The sequence below is a fragment of the Ruegeria sp. BH8 genome (assembly GCF_056538065.1).
Window position 1 is genome coordinate 54895 of the sequence record NZ_JBQFSP010000005.1, and the last position, 22797, is coordinate 77691.

The 22797-nt window shown below is 54.9% G+C and carries 16 protein-coding genes; 3 read left to right on the top strand and 13 right to left on the bottom strand.

Annotated elements, in window-relative coordinates; genetic code table 11:
• Window positions 1-10: 10 nt before the first annotated feature.
• Window positions 11-1270 carry an ABC transporter substrate-binding protein gene (locus ACR0AD_RS11330; RefSeq protein ID WP_480487399.1) on the bottom strand — a complete coding sequence of 420 codons (1260 nt, stop codon included), beginning with the start codon at window positions 1268-1270 and terminating at the stop codon, window positions 11-13.
• Between the two features lie 140 nt (window positions 1271-1410).
• On the opposite strand from ACR0AD_RS11330, the gene ACR0AD_RS11335 reads away from it, so the two are divergent.
• From ACR0AD_RS11335 to ACR0AD_RS11345, 3 genes are all read left to right on the top strand, one after another.
• The gene (locus ACR0AD_RS11335; protein WP_480483666.1) at window positions 1411-2217 is read left to right on the top strand and encodes an IclR family transcriptional regulator; all 807 of its coding nucleotides are present in this window, start codon (window positions 1411-1413) and stop codon (window positions 2215-2217) included.
• Window positions 2214-3272 carry an ABC transporter ATP-binding protein gene (locus tag ACR0AD_RS11340; RefSeq protein WP_480487401.1) on the top strand — a complete coding sequence of 353 codons (1059 nt, stop codon included), beginning with the start codon at window positions 2214-2216 and terminating at the stop codon, window positions 3270-3272. Before ACR0AD_RS11335 ends, ACR0AD_RS11340 begins: the two co-directional genes overlap by 4 nt.
• A gap of 243 nt (window positions 3273-3515) precedes the next feature.
• Window positions 3516-5729, top strand: a complete 2214-nt coding sequence (locus tag ACR0AD_RS11345) for an NADP-dependent isocitrate dehydrogenase (protein WP_480487402.1) — start codon at window positions 3516-3518, stop codon at window positions 5727-5729.
• Between the two features lie 390 nt (window positions 5730-6119).
• Here the strand turns inward: ACR0AD_RS11345 and ACR0AD_RS11350 are convergent, their stop codons facing one another.
• From ACR0AD_RS11350 to ACR0AD_RS11405, 12 genes are all read right to left on the bottom strand, one after another.
• The gene (locus ACR0AD_RS11350; RefSeq protein WP_480487404.1) at window positions 6120-7154 is read right to left on the bottom strand and encodes a glycosyltransferase family 2 protein; all 1035 of its coding nucleotides are present in this window, start codon (window positions 7152-7154) and stop codon (window positions 6120-6122) included.
• A gap of 191 nt (window positions 7155-7345) precedes the next feature.
• Window positions 7346-8452: a transporter substrate-binding domain-containing protein gene (locus ACR0AD_RS11355; protein WP_267366224.1), complete on the bottom strand. Its 1107-nt coding sequence runs from the start codon at window positions 8450-8452 to the stop codon at window positions 7346-7348.
• Between the two features lie 43 nt (window positions 8453-8495).
• The gene (locus ACR0AD_RS11360; protein ID WP_480483670.1) at window positions 8496-9758 is read right to left on the bottom strand and encodes a type 2 periplasmic-binding domain-containing protein; all 1263 of its coding nucleotides are present in this window, start codon (window positions 9756-9758) and stop codon (window positions 8496-8498) included.
• 21 nt (window positions 9759-9779) lie between these two features.
• Entirely contained in the window at window positions 9780-10562 is a 783-nt protein-coding gene (locus ACR0AD_RS11365) for a PP2C family protein-serine/threonine phosphatase (protein WP_267366226.1), read from the bottom strand.
• Between the two features lie 3 nt (window positions 10563-10565).
• The gene (locus ACR0AD_RS11370) at window positions 10566-11585 is read right to left on the bottom strand and encodes an FHA domain-containing protein (RefSeq protein WP_480487406.1); all 1020 of its coding nucleotides are present in this window, start codon (window positions 11583-11585) and stop codon (window positions 10566-10568) included.
• Window positions 11586-11786: 201 nt separating this feature from the next.
• Window positions 11787-13958 (bottom strand): serine/threonine-protein kinase, encoded by a 2172-nt coding sequence (locus ACR0AD_RS11375; RefSeq protein ID WP_480487408.1) that lies wholly within the window; start codon window positions 13956-13958, stop codon window positions 11787-11789.
• Between the two features lie 340 nt (window positions 13959-14298).
• The gene (locus ACR0AD_RS11380) at window positions 14299-15585 is read right to left on the bottom strand and encodes a dynamin family protein (RefSeq protein ID WP_480483673.1); all 1287 of its coding nucleotides are present in this window, start codon (window positions 15583-15585) and stop codon (window positions 14299-14301) included.
• Window positions 15582-17624, bottom strand: a complete 2043-nt coding sequence (locus ACR0AD_RS11385; RefSeq protein WP_480483674.1) for a dynamin family protein — start codon at window positions 17622-17624, stop codon at window positions 15582-15584. Before ACR0AD_RS11385 ends, ACR0AD_RS11380 begins: the two co-directional genes overlap by 4 nt.
• Window positions 17625-17693: 69 nt before the next feature.
• On the bottom strand, window positions 17694-18560 hold the full coding sequence (locus tag ACR0AD_RS11390) for a hypothetical protein (RefSeq protein WP_480483675.1): 867 nt from the start codon (window positions 18558-18560) through the stop codon (window positions 17694-17696).
• A gap of 23 nt (window positions 18561-18583) precedes the next feature.
• Window positions 18584-18985: a hypothetical protein gene (locus ACR0AD_RS11395; RefSeq protein WP_480483676.1), complete on the bottom strand. Its 402-nt coding sequence runs from the start codon at window positions 18983-18985 to the stop codon at window positions 18584-18586.
• A 46-nt stretch (window positions 18986-19031) separates the two neighbouring features.
• Complete coding sequence (locus tag ACR0AD_RS11400; protein ID WP_480487409.1) at window positions 19032-20774, bottom strand: dynamin family protein; 1743 nt, start codon at window positions 20772-20774, stop codon at window positions 19032-19034.
• 8 nt (window positions 20775-20782) lie between these two features.
• Window positions 20783-22795 (bottom strand): dynamin family protein, encoded by a 2013-nt coding sequence (locus tag ACR0AD_RS11405; protein ID WP_480487410.1) that lies wholly within the window; start codon window positions 22793-22795, stop codon window positions 20783-20785.
• Window positions 22796-22797: the final 2 nt, after the last annotated feature.

Sequence of the window (22797 nt, forward strand, 5' to 3'; positions counted from 1 at the left end):
CCAAGCCTGATCAGTTGTCGTAGATACGCTCTCGCGCGCGTTCCAGCTTGGCCAGAATACGGTCAACATTGTCTGGTTTAACCATGAATTCCTGGAAACCTTCCATTGACACTTTGGCCATTTCAGCCGGTGCGTCGCGGTCCCAGAACTGAGCCACTCCGCCGGGGCTGTTGGTCGAGAGCATCGAAAAGCCCTGCTGCAGGAACTTGTCATCATCCACCGAAGATTGCGCGTTCACCGGCAACTGACCGAGGTTCGATCCGTTGTTGATCTCGGTCTGTTCATCCGACGAGACAACAAAGCGCAGGAATTCACGCGCTGCTTCTTTGTTCGAGGCATTCGCCGGGATATGGAATGTATCGGTCGGCGCGTCTTCAGCCAGTTCGACATCAGGGTTGATTGACACGAATTGGTAGAAATCCAGCTGATCATCGGTCAGCCCTGCTTCACGCAAGGGCGCGACTGCGAAGTTGCCCATCAGATACGCGGCGGCTTCTCCATTGACCATGAACGGCAAAGCCTCCTGCCAGCTATAGGTCTGATGGTTTTCAATGAAGGCCCCCATATCGATCAGCTGCTTCCAGTTGGCAAAGGTCTGTTTGACCCGGTCATCTTCCCAGCTGATTTCACCATTGGCCAGTTGGTTGTGGAAATCAAACCCGTTGGTGCGCATGTTCAGATAGTCGAACCAACCGCCAGCGGTCCAAAGGAACTTGGTCCCGATGGTATAGCAAGCGCGACCTGAATCGACGATCTTCTGGCAATTTGCCAGCTCTTCTTCCCAAGTGGTCGGTTCGCTCAGGCCCAGCTCATCAAAGATGTCTTTGCGGTAGTAAACGCCCCACTGGTAGTAGGTATAGGGCACGCCCCATTGTTTGCCGTCGATGGTCATCGCGCCTTTGGTTGATGCCAGGTTTTCGGCGATTTCAGGTTCCGCCCAAAGATCCGAGACGTCTTCGAACAGACCGGCCTCGACATATGGTTTCATACGGTTGGCGGCGTACCAAGTGGCCACGTCGGGTGTGTCGGCCGTCAGAAAGTTGCGGATCTGGGTCTTATACGCCTCGCGGTCGATAACCGTGGTTTCAATTTCCAGGCCGGGGTGCTGCGCTGCGAACCGCTCGATCATCGCTTCCATCGTTGCGCGCGGGGCCGGGTTCGACGTGTCCAGAAAAATCCGAAGTTCTCCGGTCAGGTCGGCAGCCGCCGGTGCTGCAATAGCAACGCCAAGTGCCAGCGCAGCGGTTGTGCGCTTGAAAGTGGAATACATGGTTTCCTCCCTGTTGCTTCCACATAAGTTCCAAATAGTGAAACTATGTTTTATATATTGAAAACTACACATCGACTCGGTTAGTCTTGTCAAGACCCTCGTGCGAACTGCGATGGGCAAGCTGAGGAGAACAGACGCCCGTGTCAGGTGACGGAACTATTGGCAAAGCATGTGACGTGCTGGATCAGGTCGCCGCATTTCAGCGCCCTGTGCGATTTTCGGAATTGCTGGACGGCAGCGATTTTCCGAAAGCAACATTGTATCGGTTTTTGCAATCGTTAACCAATCAGGGAATGCTATGTTACGACCCCGAGCGCCAAACCTACGCGCCGGGTATGCGTTTGGTACGACTTGCGCATGCAGCCTGGACCCAAAGCTCACTGGCCCCTATTGCACGTCCGTTTCTCGATATTCTAAGCCAGGAAACCGGAGAGACCGTGCATTTGGCGCAGCTTGATGCAGGTCAGGTTCTTTACGTAGACAAACGCAACGCGGCGCAACCGATCGAGATGTATTCCCAGGCGGGTAAGGTAGGCCCGGCATATTGCACGGGTGTTGGCAAGGCGATGCTTGCCTTTCTGAATGAAAGTGACCTTAACCGGGCAATTTCGCAGCAGAGTTTTCACCGCTTTACCGACAAGACTCTGACGTCCGACAATGACCTGCGCACGGATCTTGATCGAATTCGCAGCAAGGGTTTTGCCGTTGATGACGAAGAACATGAACCCGGAATTATCTGCGTTGCTTGCCCCATTCTGACAACAAACGGTCGGGTCCTGGGCGCAATCTCGGTAACCGGCTCGACCCAACGAATGGATTTTGAACAACTCGAGGCATGGGTGCCTCGTGTGCGGCGGGTGGCTGAACAAATCAGCACCGAGGCACAGGCATGGCGTTTCCCTGAAACGCGACCAGACCTCGGCAATGACAGGAAGCAAGCGACATGACAGGTGTAACCCTGAATCAGGCAATCAAGCGGTACGGCCAGACGCAAGTCATTCACGGCATCGACTTGCAGATCGAAGATGGTGAGTTCTGTGTTTTCGTTGGCCCTTCGGGATGTGGCAAATCCACATTGCTTCGGATGATCGCGGGTTTGGAAGAAACGTCGGAAGGCGAGATTCACATTGGGGTTCGGGACGTAACCCACATGGACCCGGCCAAACGTGGTGTGGCGATGGTGTTCCAGACCTATGCGCTTTATCCGCATATGACCGTGGCGGAAAATATGGGCTTTGGGCTGCGCATGAACGGTGTCCCAAAGGCCGAGATCACCAGAAAAGTGCAGGAAGCCTCGAACATTCTGAAGCTTGACCAGTACCTCAAACGCAAACCCAAGGCTCTGTCGGGTGGTCAACGGCAGCGGGTTGCGATTGGCCGTGCCATCGTTCGCGGCCCAGACGTTTTCCTGTTTGACGAACCCTTGTCCAATCTGGACGCCGAGTTGCGCGTGGAAATGCGTGTTGAGATCGCGCGTCTTCATCAGGAAATCGGCGCGACAATGATTTACGTGACCCATGATCAGGTCGAAGCCATGACCATGGCCGACAAGATCGTCGTGCTGCGGGATGGTCGCATTGAACAGGTTGGGGCTCCGATGGATTTGTACCGTGATCCCGACAACCGGTTTGTCGCAGGCTTCATCGGTTCGCCTGCAATGAACTTTCTGGAATGTGACTATGGGGATGGCCATGTCTCCCATCCCGCGCTAGGCAAGCCGTTGCCCGTTTCTGCGACTATCCCCTCCGGTCGGACCAAGGTGATATTGGGCATGCGGCCCGAACATATTCAGATTGACCGTTCGGCCGATACTTGCACCGTGGACCTGACCGAAGCCTTGGGCGGCGTTTCCTATTCATATCTACGGACGCCAAATGGTGATAAGCTGATCATTGAGGAACGGGACGACCAACGAAGCAGAACCGGGGATCGGATCGGCATCGCCATACAGCCAGATCGTGTGATGTTTTTTGATCCAGAGACCGGGCAACGGTATCGTTAGTCACGACCTTCCAGCCCATGGACAGTCTTACCCGTCCCAAGAGTTACACGACACTTTATCTGACCCGTGGCAAAACGCGCGGGCAGATGCGATTGATTCCAAGTCAAACGTGATTTAAGGGAAGCCCTGTCAAAACAGAGTCACCCAGGGGCTGTATCGTGGTTTAGCCCCTCTCACGCCACGCAATTGTGGTTGCAACTCTTGGATCGCACGCCCCGAAAGGCTTAAAAAAGGTAAAAGAATATGGCAGATAAATCGAACTTCGACATATTGTATACCATTGTAGACGAAGCGCCAGAGCTGGCCAGTGCTTCGTTCCTGCCCATCATCCGCAAGTTCGCATCTGCTGCGGGCGTCCGCGTTGGTACCAAAGATATTTCTCTGGCGGGACGTATTCTGGCAGCATTCCCCGAGAACCTTACCGACGATCAGCGTGTAAGCGACGATCTGGCTGATTTGGGCGATCTGGTGAAGACACCTGATGCCAATGTCATCAAGCTGCCGAATATCTCTGCCTCGGTTCCACAGTTGGTTGCGGCCGTAGAAGAACTGCAATCGCAGGGTTACGACATTCCGACCTACCCTGCAGAACCTGCAACGGATGAGGAAAAGGCGATCCGCGCCCGTTATGACGCGATCAAAGGTTCTGCTGTTAACCCGGTTCTGCGCGAAGGGAACAGCGACCGCCGTGCGGCGCGTGCGGTGAAAAACTATGCTCAGAACAACCCGCATTCGATGGGCGAATGGGCGTCGGACAGCAAGACCAAAGTTTCGTCCATGCCGGCCAATGATTTCTATGCAAACGAGATTTCGGCCACCATCACCGCAGCACAAGCAGGCGATGCAAAAATTGAGTTTGTAGGTAAAGATGGTGACGTCACCGTTCTGAAAGACGGCTGGTCGCTGGAAGAAGGAACCATAGCCGACGCGACTTTCATGTCGGTCAAGGCACTGTCTGCGTTCCTTGCAGATGCCATTGAGGATACCAAAAAAGACGGGACCATGTTCTCGCTGCATATGAAAGCCACGATGATGAAGGTTTCAGACCCGATCATCTTTGGCTATGCCGTCAAAGCGTGGCTGGCCCCCGTGTTTAAAAAATTCGGCGCGGAACTGGATGCGTTGGGTGTGAACCCAAATTCAGGCCTGGGTGCATTGCTGGAGCGTGCACAGGGCCACGCCGACATCATGGCTGCCATCAACGCGCTCAAGGCGGACCGGCCGTCCATGTATATGGTGGATTCGGACCGCGGAATCACGAACCTGCATGTCCCATCGGATGTGATCATTGATGCCTCAATGCCTGCAGTGATCCGTGCTGGGGGCAAAGGCTGGGACGAGACGGGAGCCAAAGGTGACACCAACTGTGTGATCCCAGATCGGTGCTACGCGACCGTCTATGATGAGGCGATCAAGTTCTTCAAAGCCAATGGCGCGTTGAACCCGTCCACTGCCGGAGCCGTGGCGAACGTGGGCCTGATGGCTCAGAAAGCCGAGGAATACGGTTCGCACCCGACAACTTTCGAGGCACCGGCCGATGGTACAATCCGCATCGTTCTGGCCAATGGTGAAACGTTGCACAGCCACAGTGTCGAGGCCGGCGATATCTGGCGCGCCTGCACCGTCAAAAAGGCGCCTATCGAGAACTGGATTCAGTTGGCTATGGACCGTCAGCGTCTGACCGGGTCCGAAGCGATTTTCTGGTTGGACGCAAACCGGGCCCATGACGCGGAGCTTATCAAATATGTCAAACCGGCGCTTGAGGCTGCTGGCGTGGCCGACAAGTTCCTGATCATGGCCCCGCGTGAAGCGACCCGTCAGTCGTTGGAGACGATCACCGCTGGTAACGACTCGATTGCCATTACAGGCAACGTGCTGCGGGATTATTTGACTGACCTGTTCCCTATCCTGGAATTGGGTACCTCGGCCAAAATGCTCTCCATCGTCAAATTGATGAACGGTGGCGGTTTGTTCGAAACTGGAGCCGGTGGTTCGGCGCCCAAACATGTGCAGCAGTTGGTCGAAGAAAATCACCTGCGCTGGGACTCGATGGGTGAGTTCTGTGCGTTGGGTGAATCGCTGAACTTCCTTGCTGACAGCAAAGGCAACGAGAAAGCGGGCATTCTGGGTGCGGCGGCCGAAGCAGCGACGCAGGGTATTCTGGACAACAACCGCTCACCCAGCCGCAAAGTTGGTCAGCCGGACAATCGCGACAGCCACTATTGGTTTGCACGCTACTGGGCTGAGGCTTTGGCCGCCCAGTCCGAAGATACGGAACTGGCTGCCGAGTTTGCATCGCTGGCCAAGGATCTGGCCGTCAACGAAGGGCAAATCCTGTCGGAGTTGGCCGCAGCGCAATGTCAAGCTGCGGATTTGGGCGGTTACTATCACACCGATCCGGCCAAAACGGCAGCGGTTATGCGGCCCAGCACAACGTTGAACGCAATCATCGGCTAATCGCTAACGGCAAAACAGGTGATCCTTTGCCTGTTCAAAACACGGAAAGGGACCGGCACAGTTGTGCGGTCCCTTTTTTGTATCGTCGACACTGTCACGGAAAGTGGGTCGAGAAAAGTATTATTCATTTACAATGCTTTATAATGAATTTGTTTGTACTTACGGGATTCCCCTAATAGCACGGCAGCTCTGACTGTTTTAAACCTTGGATAACACAGAATTTCACTGGTGATGCCTCAGGGCCTTATCACTCACTCAGAGAATGACCAGCATTTGGGGTGCTGGTCATTTCATTTTGGTTCTCAGAATTTGCTGGGCAGCCAAGCAGTTCAACCATGGTTGAACACGAACACTATATCGAGTGCTCACAATTATACTGGAGATTGGGTCTTAGCCAACGCGCCGGGGTTCTGGGTTGGCAATCGGCGTCTGTGTTCTTTTCGTTCCGTACGCTGCAACACCTTTGTGTCGCAGATAAGACAGGCGACGCGCCTCACGCCGGGCAAGTGCCAGAGATTCCAGGATCAGCGCGCACACGATTGACAGCATGGTTCCGACAAAACCGGATACCGCGACAACCAAGGACGGAATTCGGTCAACCAAGCCAGTTTCCAAAAACTCGCGGAAAACCGATACGAATACGGACAGCGAAGGTAAGAATATCAACAATGCCAAAGACAGGAAGAACGCGATTGGCTTTTCGTCTTTGATCAAAAGGCCAATCATCTTGAGAATTCGCCACCCATCTGAATAGGTGGCCAGTTTTGAGTTCGAATCCGGAAGCCGTGAGACGTATTTTGTCTCAACTTCTCCAATCGGCATGCGCATCTGCATCGCGTGCACTGTAAGTTCAGTTTCAATCTCGAACCCGTTGGAAACCGCCGGAAAGCTTTTGACAAAGCGTCTGCTGAAAACACGATAACCGGACAGCAGGTCGTTGATTTTGCTGTTAAAGAAGAATTTCACCAGCCCGCTGAACAAGGCGTTTCCAAACTTATGACCCCGTCGATAGGCTTGAATGTCGTCGTTCACCCGTGCGCCATTGACCATATCAAGGTTTTGCGAGACCAGCAGATTGATCATTTCAGGTGCTGCCATACTGTCGTAGGTCGCATCCCCGTCTGCCATGACGTAGACATCCGCATCCACGTCAGCAAACATCCTGCGGACAACGTTACCTTTGCCCTGATATGTTTCAGAGTATACCAGCGCGCCAGCTTCTTGCGCCACTCTCGCCGAGCCGTCCGTGGAATTGTTGTCGAATACGTAAATTACCGCCTCCGGCAGGGCGGCGCGGAACTGCTTGACTGTTTCACCAATGGCAACGGCTTCATTGTAACAGGGCAAGATAACAGCAATTTCCAAACCCGGCCACGACGCCCGTGTCAGAGATCCACTTTGGATATTCAAGGCACACTGTATCATATGTCACTCTTGCTCGCTCGGACGTGTCACTTGAGGGATGATTGCACTTTGTTCCCAAGATGCTGCGCGTATGAGGTATTTCTGAAGCAGATAAATGGCCGAATTTTGGCATCCGATTGAATCGCGCCGATAATTCAGCAAAAGGGGGCCGGTTCAAGAACCGGCCCCAAAGTTTCAGCTGAACCGAGGGATCAGTTCGAAGCTGCGTTCAACTTTGCGTTTTGCTCACGCAGCGTATCCGAGATGATCGCGTACCATTCACCGGATTGACGCATTTCGATCAGACCCTTGTTCATCATAGCGATGTATTCGCGCGCGAACGGGTTGGTGCGGTGCGCAAGGAAGCTCATCGACGACAGTGTGGACACATAGGGGTTCTCAACGATGTCAGCCGAAGTCAAACCCATGTCTTTCATTGTCGATGCGAACAGATCAACTTCGAATGCCGCAACATCTGCGGTTCCGGTCAATACAGCGTCAAGACAATCACGGGCCGAGCTGGGCTGAACCACAGTCGTGTTCTCGCGGTTCAGTCCCTGTTCTTCCAGAACAACCATACTCCAGCCTGCCATACGGCAAATGGTCGAGCCTTCCAGGTCCTTGAAACTGGTCGCGCTTGCGTATTCGCTTTCCGGCAGTGTGAAGAAGCCGCCGACGATATCATAAACCGGGACCGAAGCTACGAATTGAGTGCAGCGAGCTTCGGTTTCAGGGGACCATTCGTATGTACGGTTGGTACAATCAGGAACGGTCCATGCAATTGAAATATCAAAGGCACCAAGCGGCAACAGTGTATCCAGATGCGAACTCCAGTCGTCGACAAAGCTGACTGAATACTCACGGCTGTTTCCTGCCCGCTGAAGGCTGGTCGTTGCCAGACGAGTCATGATGCCCCCGCCATTCAGTGTTTCGGTTGTGAACGGTTCCCAACCGTTACCAGCCACCATTTTGATCGGCGGCGCATAGACATTCGACCGCTTTACGCTGGCGGCGCGCTGTTCTTCAGCAGCGATGATTTCCTGCGCGCTTTGGCCGTTCGGCAAGCTACCGTCTTCACAGGGCAGGGCCAGCACCAGCCCAGGATTAAGAGCCCCCGGGTTTGTGATCGCGTTCCTGTTCGCGTTGAAGATCGGCTGGTAGTTCGAGGTGCCATAGGCGGCGATGGCGATGGTTGCCAATGTGTCACCATCTTGCACGGTGTAGTTCGTGCACGCTTCCTGTGCAGCGGCGGCTCCCGCACTCAGAGCTGTGATGGCAGTTGCCGACAGCGCCAGTTTCTTAATTTTCTCGTTAAACATTTCCACTTCCTCCAGACTTTTGTTTGTCAGGCCAGACGGGGCCTTATCCATTTTCCATTTGGTGACGCAGGGCGGTCGACACGATATCGCGCCATTCGCCTGACTGCTGCATGATTGCCAGACCCTGATTCAGCGTCTCTAAGATCGCTTCCCCATCAGGATTATCTTTATGGGTCATGACATTAAGCGACTTGATCGCCGCCAGGTTGGGGTTTTCGATAATCCGGTGTTTATAGCCAAGCCGAGCGATGGCTTCCTCTGCCAGATGCGCTTCGATTGCCACGATATCGGCAGTTCCGTCCATCACAGCATGAAAGCAATCATCAGGCGATGTTGGCCGCATCAGCTTGATGACGGGTTCGTAAAGACTTACCGCGTCCATATGTGAAAGCGACCAGCCTTCCGGGCGGCAAATTGTTGTCCCGGCAAAGTCGGCATAGGTCAGCGTCTGCTCGTACCCCGATCCATCGCGCGCAAAGAATGTATCCACGACTTCATAGAACGGGTTTGAGAAATCGTAGGTCTCACAACGATTGCGGTCACTTTCCGACAACGCTGCTGCATCTTCGCAATTTGGGCGTGACCAGGGGAAGGTGCCGTCAAATGCAAGTGTTGGCATCAAGAGATCCAGGTGCGACGACCAATCGTTCACGAACTGAATTTTATACGCTTGTTCCGGCGCGGCACGCAGCATCGCTGTCTCAACCAGATGCGTGTAAAGCCCCCGGTTGGGCAATGCTTCGTCCGTAAACGGAGCGTAGTTCCCACCGGTAATCAACAGCAACTGACGATCACGAATTTCCGGGCGCGTTTCAGCGTTAGCATTTCTGATCAGTGCGGCGGCTTCCGAGCGGGCTGCCTCAATCTCTTCTTTGGCAGCGGCCCGTGCAGCGACGACTGCATCTTCACTTGCCTTCTTTGCCTCAGCCTCTGCCGCCGCGACACGGGCTTCCGCTTCGGCCACGGCTTTCTCCGCGCGTTCTTCTGCCGCTTTTACCAGTTCTGAGGCCATTTCAGCCGCGAGGCGTCCTGCTTCGGTGTCGGGCAACTCGGGCGCGCGCCCGACATCTTCCAGGCAAGGCAATTTCAAAACATCGCCGACACGAATGATATTGGGATTTGTGCCGATAACATCCCTGTTCGCATCGTAGATTGGCCGATAATCTTCGGTTGCGTAAACTCGGATTGCCAATTCCCGCAGACTATCGCCACGCTGAATCTCGTAGTTTGAACATGCCTCTTGCGCTGACGCCGCGCCTGTGGCGGCGGCAAGGGCAAGGCTTGATATGAATAGGTGTTTTCTCATGGGTCCTGTTGCTTTGCCTGGTTATTTTCTCGTAAGTTTTGCGACTGCGATCGACAGATTGTCCTGATCGGGGTCGCCCTTGGCCTGCACTGCCAGTTGCAAGGCTTCGGCGATTTCCTGTGCTAGCTCCTGCTGATGCAGGCGCAGAACATCCTGAATCTCAGCGTCGCTAAGATATTGAAGCCCGTCGCTGCCAAGGATCAGAATATCAGCCGGAGACACGATCAGCGGGTCTTCAGGGCAATCCACTTTTGGAATAGCACCCCCCATGATCACCGACGTCAGTTGGTTCCTGTCCAATCCCCGTGCTTCAGCTTCCGAAAGCTCACCAGCGGCCAGTTTTGCGTCGATCACGGGGGCCATCGAGTGGTCTTCGTTCACCTGTGTCAACTTGCCTTCGCGGAACAGGTAAAGGGGGCTGTCTCCGATCGAAATCCTGAACACACGCTGACCCAGAAAGAGGACACCCAACAAGGTGGAGCCCATGTTGAAACCCTGGCCTTGTGCCTCGTTATGGTCTGATATTGCTGCATTGGCTTGCATGGCAGCCAATGGCAGCGCGTCAATTGCGGCGCCTTCATTCAAGGTATCGGCTTCTAGCTCGGTATCCAGCGCGTTCCGCCAAGCGGCAATCACCATTTCCGAAGCCACTTCGCCCGCCTCGTGGCCACCCATACCGTCAGCGATCGCAATATAGCCCGCGTCCGATGCGTCGAACATGCGCGCAGCAATCGCGTCTTCCTGCGTTTCCCGCTGACCCTGGTTCAGGATCAGCGCAACATCATATGCCGGAGTAGCCAGCATCTATCAGGAATCCCGCCAATCAAAACCTTCATCGCAGAAGGCCATAAATCGGATTGATGTTTCACTGATGCGGATCAGATCACCGCTGGAGAGTGCGATTGTGCTCAGAACGGGTTTACCATTCAGGCGAACAAGGTTGGCCTTTCCGCCATGCCCTAGATAGCATTTCCGATCTTCCGGGTCATAAGCAATAACAGCGTGGTTCGAACGTGAAATGCCTGTGTCGCCGAAATCCAGTTGGATCGCCTGGTCATCGTTTCGACCGATTTGCATCAGGCCTTCGGTCAGGGTGATGCTGGCGCCCCGCCCGGGACCTGCCGTCACCACCAGCCAGCCAACCGGGAATGTTTCCTGAGCAGCTTCGGTTTTTGAGACGGGTTCTGATGTTTCGATCAATTCCTGAACATGCGTGTCCGCACGCTCAAACCCAAGGAACGTTGTTTTGACCCGCGAGCGACGGTCCTCGGCTGGGGCGGCAGGCGTGGGTTGAGCCTGTACGGCACCCTCTTCCACCACTGCCGGTTCTTGCACGGACGGGGCTGCAACCTCAGCTTCCACCGTTTCCGGCGCGCTCATTTCAGCTACATCCAGAGGCGGCGCAACTTCATCCGGTGTTTCGGCAAGCTCGTCTGCTACATGCAAAGTGATGATTTGATCGTCCGAGATATCCTCGTCATCGTCGGGGTCGGCCATCAAGTTCTTGGTATCTTGGTCGTCCTCGTCAGTTGCATCTTCAACGAAGATGGACACTTCAACCGGCTCTTCCGTGTTCTCCGCCGCAACTTCGTCGAATTCCGGCATTTTCTCTTCAGGGATAAGCTCGTCTGTTTCCTCATAGGATTCAGACGTCATGTTTCCACCGGCCAGTGCGGCACGCAGCGCGTTGAAGTCTGCGATAGGCTCCTGCTTTTCGGTTTCAGGTGCCGCGCTGTCAGTTGCATGAGCGTTTTCAGCAACATCATCTTCTTTGGATTTGCCGGCACCTTCGAGAAGCCGGCTCAGAGGGCTTTTGTATTTGAACATGGTGTCGACACCTTCGAATTGTTGGCACGGACCTTTTGTGCCATGGGGCTGCTACCTAACCCTGCGTGGAACAACGCAGAGACACTCAATTGAAAACATGGAAACTGGTACTCTCTGCGGCGGGCCGGTTCCCGCCGGGCGGCAAACTTAAAGCCACCCTCAGTAAACACACACTGGCAGATCAAAATTGAACCGGTCAGATCACTCCTGCGCTAACTGCATGGTCGCAGCTACCTCAGCACCGTTGCGCAATACGGTCAGCTTTGCCTCTGGCTGACTGTCGGAAACCAGCGCAGCCAGCATGCCATCAAGGCTTTCGGACGTATTCAATGTCATGTTGGTCTGGCTTTCGCTCAACAGAACATCGCCTTTTTGCAAGCTGCCTGTCGCCTCGGCTGGAACCGAGCTTACTTTTGTTTGCCACCCTTCACCTCCCGAGCTGCTGACTGTGAACGAGTAACCGTTCTCCAATCCGACCGAGCGCAGCACAGGCAGTGCCAGCAGGCCATTCTGCGCGCGGGTCTTTCCAAGCGGCCGGTAGCGGGCTGCAACCCGTGTAAAGCCGTCTGGGTCGACGCTTAGCTTGTCCAGGACTTGCGCCGCGAAAGAGACGTCCTGACGAACCGGGTTGCCGTTCAGAGTAAAGATCACAACTCCGGGTTCCACCCATTCGCCGATAACGCTCATGTCCTGATTGGCGTCCACACCGGTTACCGCAATTGTTGCACCTGTTGCGGTCCGGCGGCGGGACGTCTGGAAGGGGATTTCAACATCCCAATGGTGGAAAGATACCTGTTGTTCGACCGGAGTGCCGGAAGCGGCATCGGTTTTGGGTTCGTCCACAACAGCCGCAACCTCTTGTTCTGCAGGTTGTTCCTGGGCACCGGCAGTCTCGGTAGCTTCGGACGCTGTTTCTGTAGCGGTTGGTTCCGCAGGTTCAACTTGCGCCTGCTCGACAGGCTCTTCTGGTTCAGGTTGTTGCTCTGAAGCGACCGTGACGTCGGGTTCAGGTGTTTCGGCCACGGGTTCTTCCACCGCGGGCGGGTCTGCTTCGGCAGTTTGTGTGGTTGCTTCAGGCAGCGTCGTCGTAACCTCAGCTTGTTCTTCACCTTTGTCGCCGGACATCACGAAGAAACCGCCTGCAGCCAACGCTGCCACAAGCACTGCTGCACCAGCGATCATCTTGCCGCTGCCACCGGATCCGCTCTGAACCACGGTATCAACTGCGACCGGTGTTTCCGCTTTTGCAGAAATCTTTGCCATCTCGGGTTCATTCTTTTTTTCGGTTTCGCGAACAATGTCCGAGTTCCCGGCGAGCAGAGCCGTCACAACCGCTTCGGCATTTTCACTTTCGGCCTTGATCCGCGCCTTTTCTTCTTCCTTGTCCTTGCGATCCATGCCGACAATCACGGAAACCGGGCGATAGGCGAAGGTATCAAACATCACGCCAGGGCCGCGGAACATGCGCAGCCAATCCAGGGCTGTCTGCAACCGGTCCGTTGCGTGTACTTCCATTGCCTTGTCGATTGCTTCGAGGAATCCATCGGGGTATCCGTCAAAGCGGCCTGCCAATGGGGTATAAGGGTCGTCCTGCCCGTTGTTGAAGGCATTCAGGCGGCTCTGGCCGTCTACCGGGCGTTCGCCACTGATTGCGTGATACAGAGTCGCGGCCAAGACATAGAGGTCACTGCTGGGCCCTTGTTCGGCACCACGGACGTAAAACTCGTGCGGCGAATATCCGTCTTTTATAACGCGCAGGGTCAACAATGCGGCCGACTTGTTTGCGGCTTGCTCACGCGCGGCACCGAAGTCGATCAGGACCGGGTTTCCGTTTTCGTCAATCAGGATGTTATCGGGTGAAATGTCACGGTGCAGCATCCCGCTTTGGTGGATGAACGACACCGCGGACAGCATCTTTTCCGTGACTTGCACGATAAAGTCAGGACCACCGTCGTTTTCCGGATTCTCAACATAGTCCAGCAGGTCGCAACCACGGATCAGATCCATAGCGATATAAGCTGTGTCGTTGTCTTCGAACACCTGATGAACGTCGACGATGTTCGGATGCACCAGACGCGCATGATTGCGGGCTTCCTGAATAAACAGGTCGATAATGGCGCGCAAATCATCCTTGTAGGACGGGTCGTTCGGCTCAACCAAGTCCCCGTTGCGACGGCACAACGCACCGGGGAAACATTCCTTGATCACGACATCACGCTCCAGGCTGTCGCGTGCTAAATAGGTGATCCCAAATCCGCCGTTGCTGAGATATCGGAGGATCTCATACTGCCCGCGCAACAGCTTTGCGCCCGGTTGCAGTCCTTCAATTTTTGGTTCGTCGTGCGTTGCACCGACAGCCTGGTTGTGGCTCATTTTAATCCGCCCGTTCTACTCATTTTGCGGCTTAATTAAACAGGGCCGGCAGCCCACGAACTCACAACCAAAAACAACCGCAGGACACTTGAGAACGGTTAGACGTTTCAAATTTGACTTTAATGGGGCCGCCTGATGGCTTCACTAAGGATCGTTTTTTTGATTATGGCATATATGGCGTTAGTTCGAAGCAATAGCACAATATATTGATTAACGGGGTGGAATAAATGAAAACTGACGACCCCAAATCGGTCTCTTGGTCTACGAATTCGAAACAATAAAGTGCCGATTCTTCGGCCCTTCGAATCGCTGAACAGCGCTTCAATCCTGATGGAATGTGCTAGGTACCGGTTTTGGATTGTGCTGCGGCAACGGTACTGCCAGCCCAGGCAAGGTTGTCACCAAGCTGTACAAGTATGCTGATTGCGTCTTTCAAAGGCGCATCTCCGCTTTCAAACTGAAGCAACAACAACAAGTCAGTCGCTTTTTCGAACTCGGCCGGAATCCAGTCAGCATCCGGATCGATCTCGCCACCTTGGTCCAGCCGTTCCGCGAAATCTTCGACGATTTCCTGGCAGCTTTGCAAAAACGCTGCGGGTTCAATGGCGGCGGTGTCACGCAGATCTTCATAAATGCTGGCAATGGCAGCCAACCAGTCTTCAAGAATTGGGTTGTTCAGTGGCGGAAGGGCAGACCCCAGCGTTGACTGCATTGACGCAGCATCGTTGACGGAAGGTTCCGGCTCTGGCCCATTCAATGTTTCCAGGAATGGCAGAAACTCGTGCTTCAGATCCTTCCGGGCAGCGTCAAGGTCACTGCGCCGCCGGTCAGACGCCGCATCAAGGACCTTTTCCGCGAGTTCCTGGCCGCCACAGTTTTCCCAAAGATCAAAATCTGGTTCCGGCTCTTGTGCCATGGCGCGCACCGCGACGGGCGTGCCAATTGGGACCACAGCGCGAAACAGTCCTTCTTTTTCTTTGTTCAATCGAGCCAGTACCCGATCCAGAGCGGCCTGCACCGGGGGCAAATCAGCATGTGTAACTGCCAGCAGGCTGTTGGCTCTTAGCTCGGGCGGCACCTGCGCCCACAAATGCCGTTCTGTTTCACGCCATGCGCTTGTGCCATTGGTACACCAGATGGCACAGTCGACGAATTTCAGCAGGTCCAGTGTCTGTTTGTATGTATCATCCAATGCGCCAGAGCCGGGAAGATCGAACAGTGATATCTCTTTGAGAGCAGGTGTGTTCAATCCAACCGAAATAAAGTCAGGCTCATCCGCAGCGGCCTTTTCCAGTGCTATACCAGAATATGTCTTTGGCTCCTTGTTCCACCAGCCGACTGTCGTCTCTGGCGTATCCGCGTAGGCAACGATGACAAGTGGCAGCTTCAGGTGCTGCGGACCGGTTGGAAGAATATCCGCCCCTGCCAGCATGTTTGCAAGGCTTGACTTGCCCGCCCCGAACTCTCCGGCGAAACCGATGTTGACCGCGTTGGAGAGGCGTTCGGCGTGGGCCAGAGCCCGTGCGCGCATATCTTCCAATTTCGGGTCCGACGACAGTTTTTCTGTCGATGTCAGAAAACGCTCCAGCTGGCGCACTTCCTGTTCGGTTCCGGGAAACTCAATCATTCCGCAGCCTCTGCTTGTCGTTCGTCCACGTTGCTTGTTCCAAAGACACTATCCAACTCGTCAGCAATACGGCGCGCCCGTTCGAACGCAGCTTGTGCTTCCGCCTGAGCATTCAACTCACCCGCTCCGGAACGGTGCTCAAGATGGCCTGCCAACAGGGCCAAGTAATGATCCAGAACAGTTTTCAACCGTTCCAGAAGATTTTCACGCGTTGTGTCGATCAGGTCATCGCCAATCAGTTCGAATTCCTGCACGATCATGCGCTCGGCCCGCGCCACAACGCTGTTGCGCGATATCAGACGCGACAACCAGTTTACACGCAGCTCAACGGTAATGCCACGGGTCAAGGCGGTGGTGTCCGGACGGAACCAACGCACTGCACTTGTGTTCATGCGATTGTCGACTGGTTCCTGCCACCCTGGCAGTGCCCGCAAAGCGGCGTTGCATTGCATGTCGATCGCGTAAAGTTCGCTCAACATGCGTTGCCGCACCACTTGCGACGCGCCCTGCACCAACTCGCGCATTTGTTCGCGCAAAGGAGTGAAATTCAATTCGGTCGCGCCGCCTTTGGCAAGCAATGGGGATTGTCCTTCAGGTCCGCGCACCACAACAAAGACGGATTCAGAGACTGTGTCATCCATGACCCCACGCAGGTTTGACAGAACATCGTCCATGTCCTTGACGATGTCTTGCGATTTGTCCGCAATCAATTTGCGCAGATCACCAAGCGTCTTGTCGCTGTCATCCGGGCTGTGCGCCCCCGCGCTGCCTTCGTCTTGCAGCGCACGAAGATGTACCTGTGACCGCTCCAAATCGCCACGCGCGAAGCTGTCGAGATGCTGCCACGCCATCCTCAGCTGTTCGTTTATCGGCCCGTCCGCCAACGCCTGAGTGACATGGCGGCGCAAGTCGGGCAAGCCCGACGCGATCATCGCGGCAAACCGTAGTACAGCCTCGCGGCTGATGGGTCCCGGGCCTTGTTTGATCTCGGCCACGCCGTTCAGGTACTGTTGCATCTGTTCCGGGTGCGCCCGCAACCAAGCCAGAATATGATCGTGGTTCACACCGGTTTCATCGCCGGTCAGTGCATAATGCGCCCATTGTGCGCTTCCCATCAGTACATCGATATTCGACGTGCCTAACGCTTTTTCGAGCCCGTCTACAACATCCAGACGCACCTTTGCCGCATCATCGGCCCCGCCGCCCAATTCATCGACTCGGTTGATGAAGACAACGATCTGTCCAAGTTCCAATGCCTGCATCAGCCTGAACAGTTTCAGGTCCGCACGCGACAACGCCTGATGCGCTGACAGAACCACCACAAAGAAATCGGATTCTTTGAGATACTGACGCGAAATCTCCTCACGGATCAGCAGGGGGTCATTTACTCCGGGCGTATCAGTGACGGTCAGAGGGAACGGGAAATGCCCGATGTCGAAATAGACCTCGGCCTTGCGCGTGATGTCGCTGTAAAGTCCCCGATCACTGCCGGGGTCAACTGTCCCGTCTTCTGCGGGGTCGTCCCCGGCGCACACGTAACGCGCCAGATCATCGGAAGTCAGTTGATCCAGATCGTGGTGTTGACCCAACAGCTGTTCATAACTGTCCCCCAGTCGCCGACGCGCCCGGGTCTTCATGGCTTCGACCTGCTCTTCGATCATCTCGCGCTTGTAGCTGTCCTCGTCATCCGGGAACATGTTGCGCAACTCTTCGCCTTCGGCGATCAGTGATTGCCACTGGTAGTTGTCGAAGAAATGGAATTCGGCCCCTTCGGTTCGACCGTTCGGGTGCCCGAAATGCATGTCGGTGATCACGGTTGTCCAGGGGTTCACGTCCGACGGCAGGTATTCTGCCTGACCGGTGAAGCCGTTGATCAAGCGCGACTTTCCTGCCTTGATCTGCCCGACAAAGGCAACTGACGGTTTCAGTTTTCCCAGATCACCAATGATGCGCGATATGAACTGACGTGTTTCGTCATTGCTCGTCCCGTTCATGTCTTCTGCGATGCGAATAAGCTCGCGGCGATGTGTTTCACTCATTACTCTTTACCCTGACTACAAAAAAACAACGCATTGAATTAGTCGAAAATTTGAATGCTTTGGGGGCGGTCATTCCTCAGCCTCCTCCAAAGATTTCCAAAGATTGATTACCGCACCAAGTTTGCGGGCATCATGAATGGCCACAGCAATCTGTTCGTTGTCGCTCAGAACAGCCATGCCCGCACCCTTACCACCCGATGGCCGCATGACGATCAGATGTGGGCCTTCGAATTCGCCCCGGGTGTCATTGTTCCAACCAGCAAGATCCGAAACAAAACGTGTCAAAATCTCTTGATTGGGGTGCATCCCCTCGGAAGGGTTGCAGGTTCCTTCGCAAGCCAGTGCAGTGTTTTCCATACTGTCCACTAGAACACGACCTGTGGCAAAGCGTGCAGCTCCGTCAAAAAACTGTTGCGCCAACGAATTGCCCGACCCTGCTGTCGGGGCAGGGCTGTTGTCTGAAGGTTTTTCAACGTCCGGAACAACAGACACGATGGGCTCAGAGGAAAGCTCAATTCCGGCGCAGGCGTTCTCGATCTCACTCAGCGTAATACCAACATCATCAGCCTCCAGCGTCGAGGCTGGCTTTCCAGGCATCAGTTCCAGTGGGGCAGGGGCGGCTGAAATATCAGAAATCAGTTGGGCCAGTTTGCCGACCAGCGCGGTACGTGATTCCGTTTCGAAATCTGGGATCTGCCCGGACGGCACCTGAAACACATCCGTGATCCGGGAACTGTTTACTTCGATTTTCAGGCAGCTTCCGTTGGCCGCGGTCAGCTCGAGTCGTCTGGGCAATATCGTTCCGCGAATGAAACGCAATACAGCAGCCCGACGGGCTGCAGCAGTTTCACCGGGGACAATCACCGTCGGAGACAGGCGGGCAACCGAAGACCGCCCGATATCTTCGAGCATGTCGAGAATGTCTGTGTCCATCATACCGTGACCCCCTCTGGTCCCGTTCAGACTGCGGCCGCAACCGGCTTGAGGCTGAGATGCGATTTCGTGAGTGCCAGTCCCACATTCGCGCTGTTGCGGCAGATATAGCAGACCACATGATCAGGATATTCCTGGGTCCGCAAAAAGATGTTCAATCGGTCTTTTGAAAACACCGCGATTTCCCCGAACCCGGCGTTTTCCTCATCAGTGTTTCCGGCCTCGTGCAAGAGCGCTTCAAATGCAGCGACACCCCGCCCCTGAAACAGATTGGCCACTGCGATTGCCAAAGTGTCCAGCGCTTCAGCGCAATCGGAATCAGAGACACTGCTGCCCAAAAGCATGCCGGTCTCCATGTCGATATACCCGGCTGCGATGCAGTCGGGTATTGTTTCAATCGCGGTGTTCAATGCATCCTGAATGGACATTTAACTCTTTATCGTCCTTTTTCTCAGCGCCTTGATTAAGGCATCCTTACAAAACATGCCACTCTGCACTGCTGTTTTCTTTTGACTTTGGAATGGCTTGCAGGGCGTGTTTGGAATGTTTCGCACTATATTCAACTGCGATCTGGTCAAATTCGGCAAGAAAGGCCTTGAATACGTTCTGAAGCCCGTCTGCGTCCTTTGGCAGGTCCTCCTTGATTGTAATTTCCCGCCACATATCCGACGCGCTAAGCGGCGACCCGGCTGCGGATTCTGGAAGATCGATGTGCGCATCGTGGCGGATATCGCGGGCGTCTTCCTCGACTGAGGCTACGACTTCTATCAAGCCGTTTGTCTCAGGCTCAGGTTCGTAATCCTCGGCGTTGTTCTCGGGCTGAGCGGCCATCAGAGCCGCAATGGAGGATACCGAGACTTCGATACCCCGATCATCACGCGATTCAACTTCCGGCGTGAAAACTTCGACTTCGTCCGCTTCGGCCGCGGCTTCACGCAGAGTCGTGTTCAACGAGGTCAGCACGTCATCAACGGACTTGTCGCCCGTTTCAGCATCAGGAGCGTCACCCAGCAGGTCGTCAGCATTATCGGCAGCACCGAATTCACCGGACAGGTCGAACTCGTCCACGTCTTCTTCCAGACCGGCGACATTCTTCAACTCAAGAGGATCGCTTGAGGTGTCCTTGAAGAAGGCACGCAACTCGTCGCTGGTGTCGGTTTCCTCAGACATCTGCTCGGTGTCTGATACCATTTCTGCCCGCAGCCGTTCAGCGTCTTCCGGGTTGATCCGAACCCGTTCGCCTTCGTCAACGCGTCGCTCTACACGGGCTGGCCGGATGGGGAAGCTTGTTACGACATTATGATCGTCGGCTTCTGGCTGCTGTTCGTTTTCCAGCGGATTGACCAGCCGCAAAGGAGTAGCTTCGATGCCGTCCGCCAGTGCCTCTCGGTCGTCTGGTTTGCGGGCGGGGCGCAGTGGTTGAACCTTGAATGCGCCGGACTGGCTTTTGTCGATCTGGTACCGCGCCAGCTGATCGGCGCGATTGTCCATGATCTGTTCTGTGATTTCCAGAAAACTGTCGATCATCTTGCCGCCGCCGCTGCGCGACCACATTTCGGCGTCGCCAGTCTTGTCACGGGCATTGATCGCATCCCGGGCGGAAAACAAAATGGACCGGTTGAACAGATGTCCGGCTTCGCGATTGACGCGTCGCAGAACCTTTTGACGGTCTTTAAGGTTTAGTGCATCCGCCCGCGTCACCAACAGCAGCGAGTTGTGTTGCAAGCGGTCCGGCAGCGAAACCCACGTTGCACGTTCGGTTTCGCGCCAGGCTTGCGTCGCATGGGTGCACCAAATGACGCCGTTTGCCTGCCCGACTGCGCGCTGCCAGACATCTGTCGAAATTTTGGGGTCCGAGATGCCGGGGGTGTCGATCAGATCGACGGCTTCCAGAATATCTGCCTCAAGGAAGATACGAATGAACTGCGCGTCGTTGACGCCAACAGTCTCAAGCTGATCCAGTTCGATTGGCTCAATGCTTCCGTCATGCCGCTTGATATATGGTTTTTCACTGCCCCAGCTAAACCAGACCGGTGGTAACTGGGTTGCAGTAACCTGCGTTGGCAAGGTTTGCGTTCGCAGTAAAAAGTTCATCAGTGTGGATTTGCCAGCGCTGAATTCACCCATCAAAGCGAAAACCGGTTTGCGGCGGGACCACTGCTCGATACGTTCCCATGCTTTCGGTGAAACAAAGCGTGTTTGTGAATCTTTTGCCATTTTTCTACTTATGCCGCTTCGTTGCTTAGGTCTTTCAGGATGTCACCCAGAATCTCGTCTCGCGATTTCTGAGGTTGCAGGCCCGCCATCGCTGCCGAGGTCTGGCTGGAGTTTTTGTCTGCTGATGATGAGATGCTCAGCAACGTTTCCTTCTGTTCCCGCATGAAATCCGCCAGAATAGCGCGGACGTTTTCCAACACGGCCGCAATCTGGTTTTCCTCGATATCCTTGGTGATCGAATTCGCCTCGGACGCGATCAGGCGTGTGTAATCGGCAGCGTATGCTTCAAAACCTTTGCGCTTTTGCCACCAGCGCCGCCACCAGGTACTTTGCAAGTCCAGAGCGATCGTCCGGCCGATCCCCAATGGTGGTGGAACGCGCGGCACGATAGGTGCTTCGATGCTGAATTCGCCCAGGTGGTTGCCAAGAATTTTGTGATACAGCGCTTCGACATCCGCAGCCGCAGTTGAGTAGAGCGCGCCAGCATCCTTACGCATTGCGCGGGCAAAACTGAAATAAGCGGCTTTTTGCAAAGTCCTCAATCCAGCAGGGTCGTATTGCCACGTGCCTTGCTCGCCATTCTTCTCAAGGTGCGCGATCAGAGAATCCGTGGCGCGCTTCACAAAATTCGCCTCGGCTGAGTTCAGGCGCTCCAATACTTTGTCGCGTAATGCATTGGTCAGTTCGGCTGCTTTCTTTTCATATTCCGCAGAAACTTTCGCAATTGCATCTTCCGGAGAAACACCGTCAAGATCACGCGCAACGCCTTCACCCTCTGACAGAGTCTTTGCCACGGCGGTGGCACGAATCTGGCTGGCGATGTTGCGGGCACGATGGCGAACCCGATCCATCAGCCTTGTTCCGGCACCTTCTGCAATACGCTCGTTTATCGCCAGCAGCAGGTCAGGCAAACCGGACAATGCCCAGATTTTATCCAGCGAGGGGGCCTGATCACCGAACCCGGCAGCGAGGTAAAATGTATTGAGTGCTTCGCGGGATTCCTCGTTCAGAATTTCGGGGTTCCCGGTCAGCGCTGCCTCGGCCCACAAGGCACTGCCGAACACGACACTTGTCTTTGCGTCGATGTTGTTCTGTTTCAGAGTATCCAGAATCCGGTCGCGGATTTCGGGGACTTGATTGACCGGGTCTGACAACTCGTCAATCCGGTTCACAAACAGGACAATCTGGCGGTTCTCAAATTGGGCGATGATCCGCATCAAGGCCATGTCCATGGTGGTCAGGGCTTGGCTTGCGGCAAGCACCACAACACAGACTTCGGACCCGCGCAGGCTGCGCAGGGTAATCTGTTCACGCACCATGAAGGTATCGTTGACACCCGGCGTATCACAAAGCTTCAGCGCAATCGGGTACTGAGGGATATCCATGTACAACTCGGCCGACTTGGTCACATCTGCGAACCGGCCTGTTTTTGGATTGATATCCGGGTCGTCCTCATCGCCCAGGCAGACATATCTTTGGATCAGTTCTTCATCGAAGTGATCGTATTGGTGGCTTTGGCCAAGTATCAGATCGAAGTGCTTTCCAAGACGCTCTTCCGACTTTGCTTTCATCTCGCCGATCTGACGGCGAATGTCCTCCATCTCGTCATCTGCACCGGCTCGGTTGGCCAGTTCGCCCAACCGGCCGCCCCCGACCATCAGATTGTCCCATTCTTCCTGCTCAAAGAAGGTGAACTTGGCCTTGGTATCGCCCGGTGGACGCGTGTTGATATTCAGGGTTGTGACGACCGACGTCCACGGGTTCACATCCGACGGAAGCAAAGATGGGCGCCCCGCAAGAATGTTTACAATCGATGATTTGCCCGCTTTTACCTGACCGACCATAGTGATGCTGGCGGTGAAGTTTTCCATCCGGGTCTTGAGTGTTGCCAGACGTGCCGAGGAGCGCGCATCAGCCACCTCAGTCAATTGATCAATCTGCGCCGTCAGTGATGACATTGCCGAAGTCATTGGCGCCAGAGCTTCGTTGCCTACAGACAACAGGTGATCATTGCGCGCCATGC

Coding starts and splice junctions, on each gene's coding strand:
- ACR0AD_RS11330 (WP_480487399.1), bottom strand. CDS start 1,270: ATGTATTCCACTTTCAAGCGCACAACCGCTGCGCTGGCACTTGGCGTT.
- ACR0AD_RS11340 (WP_480487401.1), top strand. CDS start 2,214: ATGACAGGTGTAACCCTGAATCAGGCAATCAAGCGGTACGGCCAGACG.
- ACR0AD_RS11345 (WP_480487402.1), top strand. CDS start 3,516: ATGGCAGATAAATCGAACTTCGACATATTGTATACCATTGTAGACGAA.
- ACR0AD_RS11350 (WP_480487404.1), bottom strand. CDS start 7,154: ATGATACAGTGTGCCTTGAATATCCAAAGTGGATCTCTGACACGGGCG.
- ACR0AD_RS11355 (WP_267366224.1), bottom strand. CDS start 8,452: ATGTTTAACGAGAAAATTAAGAAACTGGCGCTGTCGGCAACTGCCATC.
- ACR0AD_RS11360 (WP_480483670.1), bottom strand. CDS start 9,758: ATGAGAAAACACCTATTCATATCAAGCCTTGCCCTTGCCGCCGCCACA.
- ACR0AD_RS11365 (WP_267366226.1), bottom strand. CDS start 10,562: ATGCTGGCTACTCCGGCATATGATGTTGCGCTGATCCTGAACCAGGGT.
- ACR0AD_RS11370 (WP_480487406.1), bottom strand. CDS start 11,585: ATGTTCAAATACAAAAGCCCTCTGAGCCGGCTTCTCGAAGGTGCCGGC.
- ACR0AD_RS11375 (WP_480487408.1), bottom strand. CDS start 13,958: ATGAGCCACAACCAGGCTGTCGGTGCAACGCACGACGAACCAAAAATT.
- ACR0AD_RS11380 (WP_480483673.1), bottom strand. CDS start 15,585: ATGATTGAGTTTCCCGGAACCGAACAGGAAGTGCGCCAGCTGGAGCGT.
- ACR0AD_RS11385 (WP_480483674.1), bottom strand. CDS start 17,624: ATGAGTGAAACACATCGCCGCGAGCTTATTCGCATCGCAGAAGACATG.
- ACR0AD_RS11390 (WP_480483675.1), bottom strand. CDS start 18,560: ATGATGGACACAGACATTCTCGACATGCTCGAAGATATCGGGCGGTCT.
- ACR0AD_RS11395 (WP_480483676.1), bottom strand. CDS start 18,985: ATGTCCATTCAGGATGCATTGAACACCGCGATTGAAACAATACCCGAC.
- ACR0AD_RS11400 (WP_480487409.1), bottom strand. CDS start 20,774: ATGGCAAAAGATTCACAAACACGCTTTGTTTCACCGAAAGCATGGGAA.
- ACR0AD_RS11405 (WP_480487410.1), bottom strand. CDS start 22,795: ATGGCGCGCAATGATCACCTGTTGTCTGTAGGCAACGAAGCTCTGGCG.